Origin of the sequence: Bradyrhizobium sp. CCH5-F6 (assembly GCF_001556045.1) — a bacterium.
Lineage (GTDB): Bacteria > Pseudomonadota > Alphaproteobacteria > Rhizobiales > Xanthobacteraceae > Bradyrhizobium.
This window is the reverse complement of sequence record NZ_LSIC01000083.1, coordinates 70139-84551: the sequence shown is the minus strand read 5'-3', so window position 1 is coordinate 84551 and position 14413 is coordinate 70139. Positions and strand designations below refer to the sequence as shown.

Sequence of the window (14413 nt, the reverse complement as noted above, 5' to 3'; positions counted from 1 at the left end):
GGAATGGTGGGCGAGATCATCTCGGAATGCTGGGCGACATCGAGCGGAATCCGCACCCCGGCTTGCCGACGCCGTCTATTGCCGCGCCGGCAGCTTGATCGGCACGTGCGCGGAGGTGCTGATGACCCGGGGGCTCCCATCAGGATAGGTGCGGTCGCTGCGGATCAGGGATTCCAAGACCAGGAAGAATTTCTCGGCAAGCATTTGCGTCACCTTCATTGGTGATGGCCTCTCGCAATTGGTCGAGGCGCCGAACGCAGAAATTCAATCAACTGAATGGGAGCGGCACAGTTGCGCCTGCTGCGGCGCGGTGGAGCCGGTGTTGCAAAGGAAAAGTGGGGCTCAGGCAAACGCCAGGGCGACGAGGCTCGAGCAGAGCAGCACCAAGCCGCCGGCGGTCAATGCCAGGAAGCCATCGGATACGAGATCATGGTTACGCATGGGACACCTTCCGCTCTCATCTTCGATGCTCGACCAGATCGATTAAGATCGTCCGAACGCGCTGCCTTGAAAGAGGTGATGCTTGCCGTCCACGCGAGTGCCTCACGCCCTCGTGCGGTAACCTTCAAACGCATGGGCCAGGAAGATCCCCGCGCTCACCAGACCCATCAGTGCCGAAACCGTCTCGATCATCGTTAAATTCCAAATCCCGCCCTTGCACCCGAGAGAACGCGGGCAGCCTTGCACAGTCAAAAGAATTTCCGGGAGTGGGGTGACAATGGGGGTGGAGTGAGGATTTGGCGCAACAGAATGTCCAGCCTTGGCACAGAGCAGCGCGCCCAGCTTCGGTGGATCACCGGGAAAAGGAACCTCGCGTTTACCATCCTGGCTTGATCGCCGTGGGCTCCCCATTTCCGCCGTGTTCGGGTTGCGTTATCGTTACCACGTCCGGCGCGGTGGTGGGCCGCCTCGGAATCAGAGGACCGGACAGCGCTCTCCCGTAGCCAAAGCGGGTTGGGTACGCCTCCGGCGAAGTGGTATTTGGGGCGCATGGGGATCCGACGGTCAGATTCGGTTTTGCGGGCCGCGCGCGGTGTTGCGGCGGTGGCGACTTGCCTCGCGCTCGCCAATTGTGCCTCCTCGAACAAATTCGCCAGCCGCGTCGATCCGAAATACGGGGTGTCCTCGAGTCCCCGGGTCGTGGCCTTTGGCGATCCGGTCCCGAAGGGCGGCGGCACCTACCGCGTCGGCAAGCCCTATGTCGTGGCGGGCAAGACCTACGTGCCCGAGGAGGACGTGAACTACCGCGCCGAGGGCATGGCGTCCTGGTATGGCGATGATTTCCACGGCCGCCTGACTGCCAACGGCGAAGTGTTCGACATGACTTCGCTGACCGCGGCGCATCCGACCCTGCCGATGCCGTCCTACGCGCGGGTGACCAATATCTCGAACGGCAAGTCGCTGATCGTCCGCGTCAATGACCGCGGGCCCTATCACGGCAACCGCCTCATCGACGTTTCGAACAAGGCCGCCGAACTCCTTGAATTCAAAGGACATGGTGTTGCCAAGGTGCGTGTCGAATATGTCGGCCGGGCGCCACTTGAAGGCTCCGACGACCGCCAGCTCCTGGCGACCCTGCGCACCGGCGTTCCCGCACCATCCCCATCGATGGTCCGGGTCGCCTCGGCAAAGCCGTTCGTGCCGGAATTGCCGTCCTCGACCCGCGGCGCCATTCGCGGCGAGGTCCCGATGCCGGAAGGGCGCCCCTACAATCTCGGCAGCACTTCGGCCGATGTCGCATCGCTGAACGCGACCTCGGAAATGTCGGCGTCGAGCCGCAGCCGAGGCCGGGCACTCCAGAACGCCCGCGCCGTATCCTATGACGAGGACGGCCGCTACGCCGCCGAGAGCGTTCCCGCGTCGGCCGATGGCGCCGCCGAGGCTCGTCACATCCTGAGCGGCCGCGGGCTCTACTGAGCCGCGCTCGCCGTCAGGAATTTCACCAACGCCGCGTTCACCTCGTCGGGCCGCTCCTGCTGCACCCAATGGCCGGCGCCGTCGAGGATCAACTTGTCCTTGAGATTGGGCAGCACTCGCTCCAGTTCGTTGACGCGCTTGGCCCCGATCAGCCCGGTGATCACCGCGTCCCTCGAGCCCGCGATGAAGAGGGAAGGCTGATGAATCTGGGCGTCCTGCCAGGGCGCGGTCAGCTCCCAATTGCGGTCGATGTTGCGGTACCAGTTCAGTCCGCCGCGAAAGCCGGACTTGCGGAAGCTTTCGGTGAAATAGGCCAGATCAGCCTCGCTGAGCCAGGCCGGCAGCGGCTCGTCGGCGGCCGCGTGGCTGAGAAAGCCCTTGCCTTCCTGCACGAACATGGCGGCGCTGGGATCGGCGAGGCCGCGTCCTCCAAGCACGACGCGCATGGTGCGGGCGACGTCGCGCTCGAACTCGGCCTCGGCGACGCCGGGCGTCTGGAAATATTGCCAGTAGAAGTTGGTAATACCGCTCTGGCGCAACAGGTCGAGCGGCCTGCCGCGGCTGCGGAACGGCGGCGGCACGCTCAGGCCTGCGACCGCCGTGAAGATATCGGGGCGGAACAGCGCCGCGTGCCAGGCGACCGGTGCGCCCCAATCGTGGCCGACCACCATTGCCTTGGTCTCGCCGAGCGCCTGCACGAGGCCGACCACGTCACCGACCGTGTCGAAGATCGAGTAGGCTGCAACCTCGGGCGGCGCTGAGCTTTGGCCATAGCCGCGCATGTCGGGGGCGACGACGTGAAAGCCGGCGGCGGCGAGCGCCGGAATCTGGTGGCGCCAGGAGTACGACAGTTCCGGCCAGCCGTGGCACAGCACCACCAGCGGTCCCTGGCCGGCTTCGCGGACGAAGAGATCGATCCCGTTGGCCTTGATCACGCGGCTTGAGGACATTCGCTTTTCCGCCTTGTTTCAGGGGTTTGTTCGGGAAATATGAGGTGCCACGATAGGGGCGCGACGAGAATCGTGCAATCTCAGGACAAGCGCCCAACCTCTTATTGTTCGCACCGGTTCCAACTGTTAGAACGCCGCTCTCAGGGCTAGGCCATGGCATTTCGTCTTTCTTTGCATCGTCGCAAGCGGTCCATTGCCGGGGCGCTGGTGCACGGGCTGATTGCTGCGGTTCTGGTCGCGGGCATCGGCTGGGGCGGAATGCTCCACGCCGCCAACCAGAGCGTCCAGGGCGCCAAGAAAGCGGAAGATGCCGGCTTCGACGGCGATGCCCCGACAGCGATCTTGATCGAAGCCTCCAGCGGCAGCGTCCTGTTCGAGAAGAACGCCGACGAGCTGCGTGCGCCCTCCAGCATGATGAAGCTCATGACCGCGGAGGTCGTCTTCAATGCGGTCAAGAAGGGCGACATCAAGCTGACCGACGAGTACCGGATCAGCGAGAACGCCTGGCGCCGGGGCGGGGCGCCCTCGGGCGGCTCGACCATGTTCGCCGCCATCAACAGCAAGGTCTCCGTCGACGATCTCCTCCACGGCGCGATCATCCAGAGCGGCAACGACGCCTGTATTGCACTTGCCGAAGCCATGGCGGGCAACGAGCGGATCTTTGCGGCCGATTTCATGACCAAGCGCGCGCGCGAGCTCGGCCTCACCAGATCGACCTTCGCCAATTCCAGCGGCTTGCCCGACCCCGGCAACAAGATGACGGTGCGCGAGCTCGGCATCCTCGCCCGCCACATCATCCTGGACTTCCCCGAGTTCTACAAACTGTTCGGCGAGAAGGAGTTCACCTGGAACAAGATCCGCCAGCCCAACCGCAACCCGCTGCTCAATTCGATGGAAGGCGCTGACGGTCTGAAGACCGGCTACACCAAGGAAGGCGGCTACGGCATGGTGGGCTCGGCCGTGCAGAACGGCACGCGGCTGATCGTCGTCGTCAATGGACTCGACGACCCCGACGACCGGGCCAGCGAAGCCAAGAAGATGCTGGAATGGGGTTTTCGCAATTTCGAGACCCGCACCCTGATCGCGGCCGAGCAGCCGGTCGGCTACGCCAAGGTGTTCGGCGGCGAGAGCCGCTCGGTCAAGCTCGTCGCCAAGACGCCGGTGAAGGTGATGGTGCACAGGAACGGCAACGACAAGCTGATTGCGCGCATCGTCTATAGCGGCCCGGTGCGCGCGCCGGTAGAGGCCGGCCAGCGCGTCGGCGTCGTCAGGGTCTGGCGCAGCGGCAACATCGCCGTCGAGACGCCGGTCTATGCAGCCGAAGCGGTCGGCACCGGCTCAACCATGCGTCGCGCGATCGATGGCGCGAGCGAGCTCGTCATCGGCATGTTCCGCGCAGGCGCCGAGAAGCTCTGATCATGAGTGAGAGCGCGGTTCAGCGGACGTCCGGACGCGGACGCTTCATCACCTTTGAAGGCGGGGAGGGCACGGGCAAGTCGACCCAGATCAAGAAGCTCGCTGACCGCCTCAAGGCCGCAAAGCTGCGCATTCGGGTCACGCGCGAGCCGGGAGGCTCGCCGGGCGCCGAGATCATGCGTCATCTGGTGCTGTCGGGCATGGGCAAGCTGCTCGGCCCCGAGGCGGAAACGCTGCTGTTTGCCGCCGCGCGCGATGACCATGTCCGCACCGTGATCCAGCCTGCGCTCAACCAGGGCACCTGGGTGCTGTGCGATCGCTTCGCCGACTCGACGCGGGCCTATCAGGGCAGCCTCGGCCACGTTCCCGAAGGCCTGATCAACGCGATGCAGCGGGTCACGATCGGCAACCTCAAGCCGGACCTCACCATCATCCTCGACCTGCCGGTCGAGATTGGTCTGCAACGTGCCGCCGCGCGCCGGGGCAGCGGCACGCCTGACAGGTTCGAGGCCGAGAAGCTCAGCTTCCACCAGGGCCTGCGCGAGGCCTATCGCAAGATCGCGGCGGAAGATCCCGCGCGCTGCGTGCTGATCGACGCCAATTCCGACCCGGACACGGTCGCCGAGCGCGTTTGGACCGCTCTGCGCGAGCGTCTGCTCCCCACGCCGGCATCGGTGATCTCGGCATGAGCCCGCGTCAGACCGAGCGCGAATCCACGATCCCGCATCCGCGCGAGACATCGCGGCTGTTCGGCCATCGTGAGGCGGAGGCCGCGCTGCTGACGGCCTATCGCAGCGGGCGCATTCCGCATGCCTGGCTGATCGGCGGGCCACAGGGGATCGGCAAGGCAACGCTGGCCTATCGCATGGCGCGCTTCGTGCTCGCTCATTCGCAGCCGCTCGCGCCCGCCGTGCAGCGCGCCGAGAACCTTGCGATCGATCCTGTCGATGCCGTGGCGCGGCAGGTAGCGGCCGGCTCCCATGGTGGCCTGCTGACGCTGGAGCGCACCGCCAACGACCGCGGCGTGATGCGCACGGTCATCACCGTGGACGAGACGCGCGAGACGATCGCATTCTTCGGCTCGACCGCGGCGGCCGAAGGCTGGCGGGTTTGCATCGTCGACACCGTCGACGAGCTCAATCCAAATGCTGCCAACGCGCTGCTGAAAATCCTCGAAGAGCCGCCCCAGCAATCGCTGTTCCTTCTGGTGAGCCACGCGCCCGCGCGGGTGCTCGCCACGATCCAGTCGCGCTGCCGCAAGCTGCGCCTGCGCCCGCTCGCGACGGATGATGTGATCGCCGCCGCGGCTTCGGCGGCCGAGCTTGACCCGAACGATCCTGCGCTGCGCGAGGCGGCCGAGGCCTCCGAGGGAAGCGTCGCGCGGGCCCTGACGCTGCTCGGCGGCGACGCCCTGAAGCTTCAGCAGCGCACGGCGGCGCTGCTCGCGCGCCTGCCGCAGGTCGATCCGCGCGAACTGCACACGCTCGGCGACTCGCTTGGCACCAGCGATCGCGTCGCGCTTGCCGCCTTCATCGACGGCATCGACCGCTGGATCGCGGAGCGGCTGCATGCGGATGAGGCCAATGCCAACCAGAACCTGCCGCGCCTTGCGCGCCTAGCTGAGGTATGGGAAAAGATCGTCCGCGCCGCGCGCGACACCGAAACCTACAATCTGGAGCGCAAGCCCTTGGTTTTCTCGGTGTTTGGCTGGCTGGCGGACGCAACGCGCTAGGCGCAGGGCCGTTTCCAAATTTCGAGAAGCCGGTAAAGGAATTCGTGGTGGCAACGCGAGCTAAGAAGACCGTTAAAGGCAAGAGCAGCAAGAAGAAGGCTGCCAAGAAGGCCGTGAAGAAAGCCGCCCGGAAGGCTGTGAAGGCGCGCGCGACCAAAGCCGCCAAGAAGACCAAGAAGTCCGCCGCCGGGAAAGGCGTGACGAAGAGCGCTGCGAAGGCGACGAAGAAGGCCGGCAAGAAGGCTGCGAAGGGGCGCGTCGTCGCCAGGAAGGCTTCGAAGAAATCGGCTCCCAAGAAGCCGGCCAAGGCTCCGGCGAAGAAGGTCGCCAAAAGGGCGGCTGCGCCTGCCGTGATCGCTGCGTCGGCTCCCGTGGCCTCGCCTCCCCCCGTCGCGGCTTCGCAAGCCGCCGTGCCGACGATCGCGCCTGCGCGCGACAACGTCTTCTACATCACCACCGCGATCGCCTATCCCAACGGCAGCCCGCATATCGGTCACGCCTATGAGGCGATCGCGACCGATGCGCTGGCGCGCTTTGCGCGGCTCGACGGCAAGGACGTGTTCTTCCTGACCGGCACAGACGAGCACGGTCAGAAGATGGTTCAGACCGCGGCCGGTGAAGGCATGTCCGCCGCCGCGCTCGCGACCCGCAACGCCGGCCGCTTCAAGGAAATGGACGAGCGACTGAACGTGTCGTTCGACAGGTTCATTCGCACCACCGAGGAGCAGCATCATCGCTCCAGCCAGGAGATCTGGCGGCGGATGGAAGCGAACGGCGACATCTATGCCGACACCTATTCGGGCTGGTACTCGGTCCGTGACGAGGCCTATTACGCCGAGGACGAGACGCGCTTGAACGACGACGGCGTGCGCCTCGGGCCGCAAGGCACGCCGGTCGAATGGGTGGAGGAGAAGAGCTATTTCTTCCGGCTGTCGTCGTACCAGGACAAGCTGCTCAAGCTCTACGCGGACCATCCTGATTTCATCGGGCCGGACTCGCGCAAGAACGAGGTCGTGAGCTTCGTCAGAGGCGGCCTGCGCGATCTCTCGATCTCGCGCACCACGTTCGATTGGGGCGTGAAGGTGCCCGGCGACGAAGAGCACGTGATGTATGTCTGGGTCGACGCATTGACCAACTACATCACCGGCGTCGGCTTCCCCGATGAGAGCGACAAGAACTGGCGCTACTGGCCGGCTGATGTGCACGTCATCGGCAAGGACATCATCCGCTTCCATGCGGTCTATTGGCCGGCCTTCCTTCTCTCGGCCGGGATCCCGCTGCCGAAGCGGGTCTATGCCCACGGCTTCCTGTTCAACAGGGGCGAGAAGATGTCGAAGTCGGTCGGCAACGTCGTCGACCCCTTCAACCTCGCTGACCAGTATGGCGTCGACCAGATGCGCTATTTCTTCCTGCGCGAGGTGCCGTTCGGCCAGGACGGCAACTACAATCACGAGGCCATCGTCGCACGCATCAATGCCGATCTCGCCAACGATCTCGGCAATCTCGCGCAGCGCTCGCTCTCGATGATCGCCAAGCAGTTCGGCGGCGTGCTGCCCGAGCCCGGAGACTTCAGCGACAACGACAAGGCGATCCTGGCAATGGCCGACGGCATGATCGCTGCGTCGCGCGAGGCCATGGCGGCGCAGCAGATTCATCAATGGCTCAACGCCGTCTGGGCCGTGGTCGCGGAGGCCAACCGCTATTTCGCGGGCGAGGCGCCGTGGGCGCTCGCCAAGACCGATCCTGCCAGGCAGAAGACGGTGCTCTACGTCACCGCCGAAGTCGTGCGTCAGATCGCAATCCTTGCTCAGCCCGTGATGCCGTCCGCGTCAGGCAAGCTGCTCGACAGTCTCGGCATTCCCGCGGAGGAGCGCAATTTTGCGGCGCTCGGCGGCGCCAAGCGCATCGCCCCCGGCTCGACCTTGCCGGCACCGACGCCGGCGTTCCCGCGCTACGTCGAGCCGGCGGCCTGAAGGCGTTGCCGCGATGCTGGTCGACAGCCACTGCCACCTGGATTTTCCGGACTTTGCGGCAGATCTCGACGGGATCGTGTCGCGGGCGCGAGCGGCCGGCATCGCGCGCATGGTCACGATCTCGACGCGGGTGCGGCGGCTGAAGGACCTGCTCGCGATCGCCGAACGCTATGACGACGTCTATTGCTCGGTTGGCACCCATCCGCACCATGCGGACGAGGAGGACGGCATCGCGCCGGACGAGCTTGTTGCGTTGACGCAGCACCCCAAGGTCGTCGCGCTCGGCGAGGCCGGGCTCGATTATTTCTACGACAACGGCTCGCCGGAGGCGCAGGCGAGGGGCTTTCGCGCTCACATCGCCGCCGCCCGTGCCACCGGCCTGCCGCTGGTGATCCACACCCGCGAGGCCGACGCGGACTGCGCGCGCATTCTGGAAGACGAGGCGGCAAAAGGATCGTTCCGCGCCGTGCTGCATTGTTACACGGGCGGGCGCGAACTGGCTCTGAAGGCCGTGTCGCTCGGGCACTATATCGGCTTCACGGGGATACTGACCTTCAAGAAATCGGAAGCCCTGCGCGCGCTCGCGGCAGAACTGCCATCAGATCGTATCCTGGTTGAAACAGACTCGCCCTATCTTGCGCCGGGCAAGTTCCGGGGCAAGCGGAACGAACCCGCTTATGTGGTCGAGGTCGCAAAAGTGCTCGCCGAGACGCGCGGCGTGTCTTTTGACGAGATCTCGCGCCAAACTACGGAAAACTTCTTCCGCCTGTTCTCGAAGGTAAGAGCTTGAGACTGGAAACCGCATGACGTTGACGCTGACGATCCTGGGCTGTGGCTCCTCCGCCGGCGTGCCGCGCCCGGCGCTCGGCTGGGGCGCCTGCGATCCCAACAATCCCAAGAACCGCCGGCGCCGCTGCTCGCTGCTGGTCGAACGGACCTCCGAGCACGGCACGACGCGCATCGTGATCGACACCTCGCCGGATCTGCGCGAGCAATTGCTCTCGACCAATGTCGATCACATCGACGCAGTGTTCCTGACGCATGAACATGCCGATCAGACCCATGGCATGGACGATCTGCGCTCGGTCGTCATGCACATGCGACGTCGTATTCCGACCTACTTCAACCAGTCGACCGCCAAGGACATCCTGTCGCGCTTCTCCTATTGCTTCATCTCGCCGGAGGGCAGCGACTATCCGCCGATCCTCACCCGGCATTCGATCGAGGCGGGCGAAAGCCAGACCGTTCTGGGGAAGGGCGGCGCCGTGACGCTGACGGCCTTTCTGGTGCAGCACGGCAACATTCCCGCGCTCGGCTATCGCATCGGGGATGCCGCCTACACGCCTGACCTCAACGACATCCCGCGTGAGAGCTGGGGCGCACTGGAAAATCTGGATCTCTGGATCGTCGACGGTTTGCGCTACACGAGCCATGTCAGCCATTTCAGCATCAACGATGCGCTGTCCTGGATCGAGCGGTTCAAGCCGAAGCGCGCGGTGATCACCAACATGACCGCCGACGTCGATTACGAGGTCATCCGCCAGTCGCTGCCCGCGGGCGTGGTGCCGGCCTATGACGGGCTGCGGCTGGAGACACACTAACCCCGCGGTGGAAAGTCCGGCAACAGCCGGCATACTCCTTGCTTGCATCGGCCGCATCATGTTGATCTAACGTCTGAAGGACAGGCGTCGGGCAGGGGCGATATTCAGGCGGATCGGCGACGAGTGATCGCCGGATCGGCTGAAAAGTCTCGCGTGCGGATGGGGATTGCGTTGGCAGGGGACGATGTAGCGGCTCGGGGAGCGGTGCGACGCGCTCTGGATCTCCTTTATCTCGGCGCGGGCTACGCCGCGGGCGTCTTCCTGGTCGCGATTTTCGCAATCATGATGGCCATGTCGGTCGGCCGCCAATTTGCGATCAACATTCCCGCCGGCGATGATTTCGCGTCCTGGTGCATGGCCGCGATGGCTTTCCTCGGTCTCGCTCACACCTTCAAGCGCGGAGAGATGATCCGCGTTGGCCTGTTGCTCGAACGTCTGCACGGGCGGACCAAGCAGATCGCGGAGATCGTGGCGCTCGGTATCGCCACCGCCTTCATCCTCTATTTCACCCGCTATGCCGTGCAGATGACCTACGACTCCTGGCGCTTCAACGATGTGGCGCAGGGCGTCGTCGCGCTTCCGCTCTGGATTCCGCAGCTCGGCTTTGCCGGCGGCCTTGCGATCCTGTCGATCGCGCTCATCGATGAAATGGTCAATGTCGTCATCGGCAATCGGCCAACCTATGAGAGGGGCTCGCCGGATGAGACGCCGGACGAATTCATCGAACGCATCTCGCAGGGCGGCGGAGGTTGACCATGGCCAATCTCGGCATGATCGAGCTGTCGTTCATTCTCCTCGGCGTCATGATCCTGCTGCTGGGAAGCGGCGTCTGGATCGCGGTCTCGCTCGGGCTGGTCGGCTTCGTGGCGATGGCGCTGACGACGAGCCTGCCGCTCGGGGCCGTGCTCGCCACCACCACCTGGAGCGCCAGCTCCTCGTGGACGCTGGCCGCGCTGCCGCTGTTCATCTGGATGGGCGAGATTCTCTTCCGCACCAAATTGTCCGAAGAGATGTTCCGGGGGCTGTCGCCGTGGGTTCAATGGCTGCCGGGACGCCTCACTCATGTCAACGTGATCGGCTGCGGCATCTTCGCGGCGGTGTCGGGCTCTTCGGCAGCGACGTGCGCGACGATCGGCAAGATCGCGCTGCCTGAGCTGGACAAGCGCGGCTACGACAAGAGCCTGAGTCTCGGATCGCTCGCAGGCGCGGGCACGCTCGGCCTCCTGATTCCGCCCTCGATCCCGATGGTGGTCTACGCGGTCACGGCGAACGTCTCCGTGCTTCAGGTGTTCCTCGGCGGATTTCTGCCGGGCGTGCTCGTGATGGTGCTCTATTCGGGCTACATCATCATCTGGTCGCTGCTCAATCCCAAGAAGGTTCCGCCGCGCGATCCGCCGATGCCGTTCCGGCAGAAGCTGCGAGAGTCGGCGAAGCTCGCGCCCTGCCTGCTTCTGATCCTGGCCGTGTTTCTTTCACTCGTGCTGGGCTTTGCGACCGCCACCGAATGCGCGGCATGGGGCGTCACGGGCGCGCTGCTGCTGGCGTGGTGGAGCGGTACGCTAACACGCAAGAACCTCCTCGAGAGCATCATGAGCGCGACGCGCCTGACCTGCATGATCATGCTGATCCTGGCAGGCGCGGCCTACACGACCGCTGCGATGGCCTATACGGGCATTCCGGCGGCGCTCGCCACCTGGGTCCAGGGACAAGAGCTGACACCGAGCATGCTCGCTCTGTATCTGAGCATCATGTACATCATCCTGGGATGCCTGATCGACGGCATCTCGATGATCGTCCTGACCGCGGTCATCGTGCTGCCGATGGTCAGGCAGGCTGGTCTCGACCTGGTCTGGTTCGGCGTCTATCTCATCATTCACGTCGAGATGGCGCAGATCACGCCGCCGGTCGGGTTCAACCTGTTCGTGCTCCAGAACATGAGCGGCCGCGATACTTTCACCGTCGCACGGGCCGCTTTCCCGTTCTTCGTGCTATTGCTTGCTGCGGTCTTCATCATCACGGAGTATCCGCAGATTGTGACGTTCCTGCCCAAGCTCGCTTTCCCAGACTGAGCGCACCTTTTCAGATTGACTGTGAGGAGAAGCCCGATGATGTCTCGTCTATTCCGCGCATCCTTGATCGCCGGCACCGTGCTGGCCGCGACGCCCGCTTTGGCCCAGACCAAATGGAATTTGCCGGCGGCGTATCCGGCCGACAACCCGCACTCCGAGAATCTCGTCGCCTTCGCCAAGGACGTCGAAGCCGCCACCTCCGGCAAGCTCCAGATCACGGTTCATCCGGGCGCTTCGCTGTTCAAGGCACCCGACATCAAGCGCGCGGTGGTGACCGGGCAGGCGCAGATGGGGGAGGTGCTGCTGTCGATCCACGAGAACGAGGACCCGCTCTTCGGTATCGACGTCGTGCCGTTCCTCGCGACCAGCTTTCCGGACGCGATGAAGCTGTATCAGGCTTCCAAGCCCGCGATCGTCAAGAAGCTCGATGCGCAGGGTCTCAAGCTCCTGTTCGCGGTGCCGTGGGCGCCGCAGGGCGTCTATGTCAACAAGCCGCTCGCATCGGTCGAGGACATGAAGGGCCTGAAATGGCGTGCCTACAATGTCGGGACCGCGCGCATTGGAGAGTTGGTCGGCGCGCAGTCGGTCACGATCCAGGCGGCGGAGTTGCCGCAGGCACTGGCGACGGGCGTGGTGAACTCCTTCATGTCATCGGGCGGCACCGGCTACGATTCGAAGGCCTGGGAGTCGCTCAAATACTTCTATGACGTGCAGGCCTGGATTCCGAAGGACTACACCTTCGTCAACAAGGCTGCGTTCGAGGCGCTCGACAAGCCGACCCAGGAGGCCATCCTCAAGGCCGCCGCGACCGCGGAGACCCGCGGTTGGAAGGCCTGGCAGGACAAGAGCACCTGGTATCTCGATCAGCTCAAGGCGAAAGGCATGAACGTCGAGCCGCCAAGCCCGGCGCTCAAGGCCGGCTTCCAGAAGATCGGCGAACAGCTCACGGCCGACTGGCTGAAGAAGGCCGGCGCCGACGGTCAGGCGATTGTCGACACCTACAAGAAGATGTGAGGATGAGGCCTTCCGCCCGCCGCCTTCCGGTGTGCGGGCGGAAGGTATTCTGCAATCAGCTCAGGCCGAGATCGCCTTCGCCGATCCGACCTCGTTGCGCAGCAGGAACTTCTGAATCTTGCCGGTCGAGGTCTTGGGGATGGGCCCGAACACGACCGCCTTCGGCGTCTTGAAGCCGCTCATATGCGAACGGCAGAAGGCGATGATGTCGGCCTCGCTCGCGCTTGCGCCCTCCTTCAATTCGACGAAGGCGCAGGGCACTTCACCCCATTTCGGATCGGGCTTGGCGACCACCGCTGCGAACAGCACGGCCGGATGCTTGTAGAGGATGTCCTCGACCTCGACGGAGGAGATGTTCTCGCCGCCGGAAATGATGATGTCCTTGGAGCGGTCCTTGATGATGACGTAGCCGTGCTCGTCTAGCACGCCGAGATCACCGGTGTGAAACCAGCCGCCCTCGAAGGCTTCCCTGGTTGCCTTCTCGTTCTTGAGATAGCCTTTCATCACGATGTTGCCGCGGAACATGACCTCGCCGATGGTCTCGCCATCGCGCGGCACCTCCTGCATCGTCTGCGGATTGATGACGGTGACGGCTTCCTCGAGCGGGTAGGGCACACCCTGCCGGCGTTTCATCCGAGCCCGCTCGGCCGCCGGGAGCTCGTCCCAGCCCGGCTGCTCGGCGCAGACGGAGGCGGGGCCGTAGACCTCGGTCAGGCCGTACACATGCGTGAGCTTGATGCCGATGCTTTCGGCGCCTTCGAGCACCGCGACCGGCGGCGCGGCGCCGGCGATGAGGCCGACGACGCGGCGGGCGGCGCTGCCGGTTGACGTTTCCTTGGGCGCATCGGGAGCATTGATCAGCGTGTTGTAGACGATGGGCGCGCCGCACATGTGGGTGACGCCGTGTTGCTTGATCAGCTCGAAGATTTTGCTCGGCTCGACCTTGCGCAGGCAGACATTGATGCCGGCGGCGGCCGCAATGGTCCAGGGAAAGCACCAGCCGTTGCAGTGGAACATCGGCAGCGTCCAGAGATAGACCGGATGCTGGCCGAGATTGCCGGCGAGGATGTTGCTGACGGCGTTCAGATACGCGCCGCGATGATGGGTGACGACGCCCTTGGGATTTCCCGTCGTGCCCGAGGTGTAGCTCAGCGCGATCGCGTCCCATTCGTCGCCCGGCGTGATCGCCGTGAATGCTGGATCGCCTTGCGCGACCGCCGCCTCATATTCGATCTCGCCGATGCGCTTGCCGCCGTTGAACGCGGCGTCGTCGACGTCGATCACCAGCGGCTTGGGACCCGTCATCCGCGCGAGCGCGTCGCTGATGACGCCGGAGAATTCCGGATCGACCAGGATGATCCTGGCGCCGCCATGGTCGAGCTGGAACGCGATCGAAGGCGCATCGAGGCGGATGTTGAGCGCGTTGAGCACGGCGCCCGTCATCGGCACAGCGAAATGCGCCTCGTTCATCGCCGGAATGTTCGGCAGCATCGCTGCGACGGTGTCGCCCACGCCGATGCCCTTGCCCGCGAGATAAGAGGCGAAGCGGCGGCAGCGCTCGTAGGTCTGCGCCCAGGTGAAGCTGCGGCCCTCATAGACGGTGCTGACGTGATCGGGATAGACGGCGGCACTGCGCGCGAGAAAGCTCAGCGGGCTCAGCGGCACGTAGTTGGCTGGAGTCTTGTCGAGGCCGATATTGTATGGGTTCTGCCGCTCGCTCATCGACACTCTCCTCAAATGC

At 64.6% G+C, this 14413-nt stretch carries 13 protein-coding genes; 10 read left to right on the top strand and 3 right to left on the bottom strand.

The genetic code is table 11. The features are described 5' to 3' along the window. Positions 1 to 75: 75 nt before the first annotated feature. Positions 76 to 219, bottom strand: a complete 144-nt coding sequence (locus AX729_RS39660) for a hypothetical protein (protein ID WP_156456982.1) — start codon at positions 217 to 219, stop codon at positions 76 to 78. A gap of 771 nt (positions 220 to 990) precedes the next feature. On the opposite strand from AX729_RS39660, the gene AX729_RS15560 reads away from it, so the two are divergent. Then, complete coding sequence (locus AX729_RS15560; RefSeq protein WP_061024490.1) at positions 991 to 1917, top strand: septal ring lytic transglycosylase RlpA family protein; 927 nt, start codon at positions 991 to 993, stop codon at positions 1915 to 1917. On the opposite strand, the gene AX729_RS15555 is transcribed toward AX729_RS15560, so the two are convergent. Further along, positions 1911 to 2867, bottom strand: a complete 957-nt coding sequence (locus AX729_RS15555) for an alpha/beta fold hydrolase (protein WP_061024488.1) — start codon at positions 2865 to 2867, stop codon at positions 1911 to 1913. The genes AX729_RS15560 and AX729_RS15555 overlap by 7 nt on opposite strands. Before the next feature lie 153 nt (positions 2868 to 3020). Here AX729_RS15555 and AX729_RS15550 point away from each other — a divergent pair, with 153 nt between their 5' ends. The 9 genes from AX729_RS15550 to AX729_RS15510 all read left to right on the top strand — a co-directional run bounded on the left by AX729_RS15550 (position 3021) and on the right by AX729_RS15510 (position 12672). Further along, a complete protein-coding gene (locus tag AX729_RS15550; protein WP_061024486.1) occupies positions 3021 to 4283 on the top strand; it encodes a D-alanyl-D-alanine carboxypeptidase family protein in 1263 nt (420 codons plus the stop codon). 2 nt (positions 4284 to 4285) lie between these two features. Continuing rightward, positions 4286 to 4972 carry a dTMP kinase gene (gene tmk / locus AX729_RS15545; RefSeq protein WP_061024484.1) on the top strand — a complete coding sequence of 229 codons (687 nt, stop codon included), beginning with the start codon at positions 4286 to 4288 and terminating at the stop codon, positions 4970 to 4972. Next, positions 4969 to 6015 (top strand): DNA polymerase III subunit delta', encoded by a 1047-nt coding sequence (locus AX729_RS15540; RefSeq protein WP_061024482.1) that lies wholly within the window; start codon positions 4969 to 4971, stop codon positions 6013 to 6015. The genes tmk and AX729_RS15540 overlap by 4 nt, the downstream gene beginning before the upstream one ends. 47 nt (positions 6016 to 6062) lie before the next feature. After that, entirely contained in the window at positions 6063 to 7988 is a 1926-nt protein-coding gene (gene metG, locus AX729_RS15535; protein ID WP_082770446.1) for a methionine--tRNA ligase, read from the top strand. Positions 7989 to 8001: 13 nt separating this feature from the next. Further along, positions 8002 to 8778, top strand: coding sequence for a TatD family hydrolase (locus AX729_RS15530; RefSeq protein ID WP_061024480.1), 777 nt, complete (start codon positions 8002 to 8004; stop codon positions 8776 to 8778). A gap of 13 nt (positions 8779 to 8791) precedes the next feature. Next, entirely contained in the window at positions 8792 to 9589 is a 798-nt protein-coding gene (locus tag AX729_RS15525) for an MBL fold metallo-hydrolase (protein WP_061024479.1), read from the top strand. A gap of 159 nt (positions 9590 to 9748) precedes the next feature. After that, on the top strand, positions 9749 to 10342 hold the full coding sequence (locus AX729_RS15520) for a TRAP transporter small permease (protein WP_061024477.1): 594 nt from the start codon (positions 9749 to 9751) through the stop codon (positions 10340 to 10342). Between the two features lie 2 nt (positions 10343 to 10344). After that, a complete protein-coding gene (locus AX729_RS15515; RefSeq protein ID WP_061024475.1) occupies positions 10345 to 11658 on the top strand; it encodes a TRAP transporter large permease in 1314 nt (437 codons plus the stop codon). 36 nt (positions 11659 to 11694) lie between these two features. Next, on the top strand, positions 11695 to 12672 hold the full coding sequence (locus tag AX729_RS15510; RefSeq protein ID WP_061024473.1) for a TRAP transporter substrate-binding protein: 978 nt from the start codon (positions 11695 to 11697) through the stop codon (positions 12670 to 12672). Positions 12673 to 12732: 60 nt separating this feature from the next. Here AX729_RS15510 and AX729_RS15505 read toward each other — a convergent pair whose 3' ends face one another. Next, positions 12733 to 14394: an acyl-CoA synthetase gene (locus tag AX729_RS15505; protein WP_061024471.1), complete on the bottom strand. Its 1662-nt coding sequence runs from the start codon at positions 14392 to 14394 to the stop codon at positions 12733 to 12735. Between the last annotated feature and the right edge of the window lie 19 nt (positions 14395 to 14413).

Coding starts and splice junctions, on each gene's coding strand:
- AX729_RS39660 (WP_156456982.1), bottom strand. CDS start 219: ATGAAGGTGACGCAAATGCTTGCCGAGAAATTCTTCCTGGTCTTGGAA.
- AX729_RS15560 (WP_061024490.1), top strand. CDS start 991: ATGGGGATCCGACGGTCAGATTCGGTTTTGCGGGCCGCGCGCGGTGTT.
- AX729_RS15555 (WP_061024488.1), bottom strand. CDS start 2,867: ATGTCCTCAAGCCGCGTGATCAAGGCCAACGGGATCGATCTCTTCGTC.
- AX729_RS15550 (WP_061024486.1), top strand. CDS start 3,021: ATGGCATTTCGTCTTTCTTTGCATCGTCGCAAGCGGTCCATTGCCGGG.
- tmk (WP_061024484.1), top strand. CDS start 4,286: ATGAGTGAGAGCGCGGTTCAGCGGACGTCCGGACGCGGACGCTTCATC.
- AX729_RS15540 (WP_061024482.1), top strand. CDS start 4,969: ATGAGCCCGCGTCAGACCGAGCGCGAATCCACGATCCCGCATCCGCGC.
- AX729_RS15530 (WP_061024480.1), top strand. CDS start 8,002: ATGCTGGTCGACAGCCACTGCCACCTGGATTTTCCGGACTTTGCGGCA.
- AX729_RS15525 (WP_061024479.1), top strand. CDS start 8,792: ATGACGTTGACGCTGACGATCCTGGGCTGTGGCTCCTCCGCCGGCGTG.
- AX729_RS15520 (WP_061024477.1), top strand. CDS start 9,749: ATGGGGATTGCGTTGGCAGGGGACGATGTAGCGGCTCGGGGAGCGGTG.
- AX729_RS15515 (WP_061024475.1), top strand. CDS start 10,345: ATGGCCAATCTCGGCATGATCGAGCTGTCGTTCATTCTCCTCGGCGTC.
- AX729_RS15510 (WP_061024473.1), top strand. CDS start 11,695: ATGATGTCTCGTCTATTCCGCGCATCCTTGATCGCCGGCACCGTGCTG.
- AX729_RS15505 (WP_061024471.1), bottom strand. CDS start 14,394: ATGAGCGAGCGGCAGAACCCATACAATATCGGCCTCGACAAGACTCCA.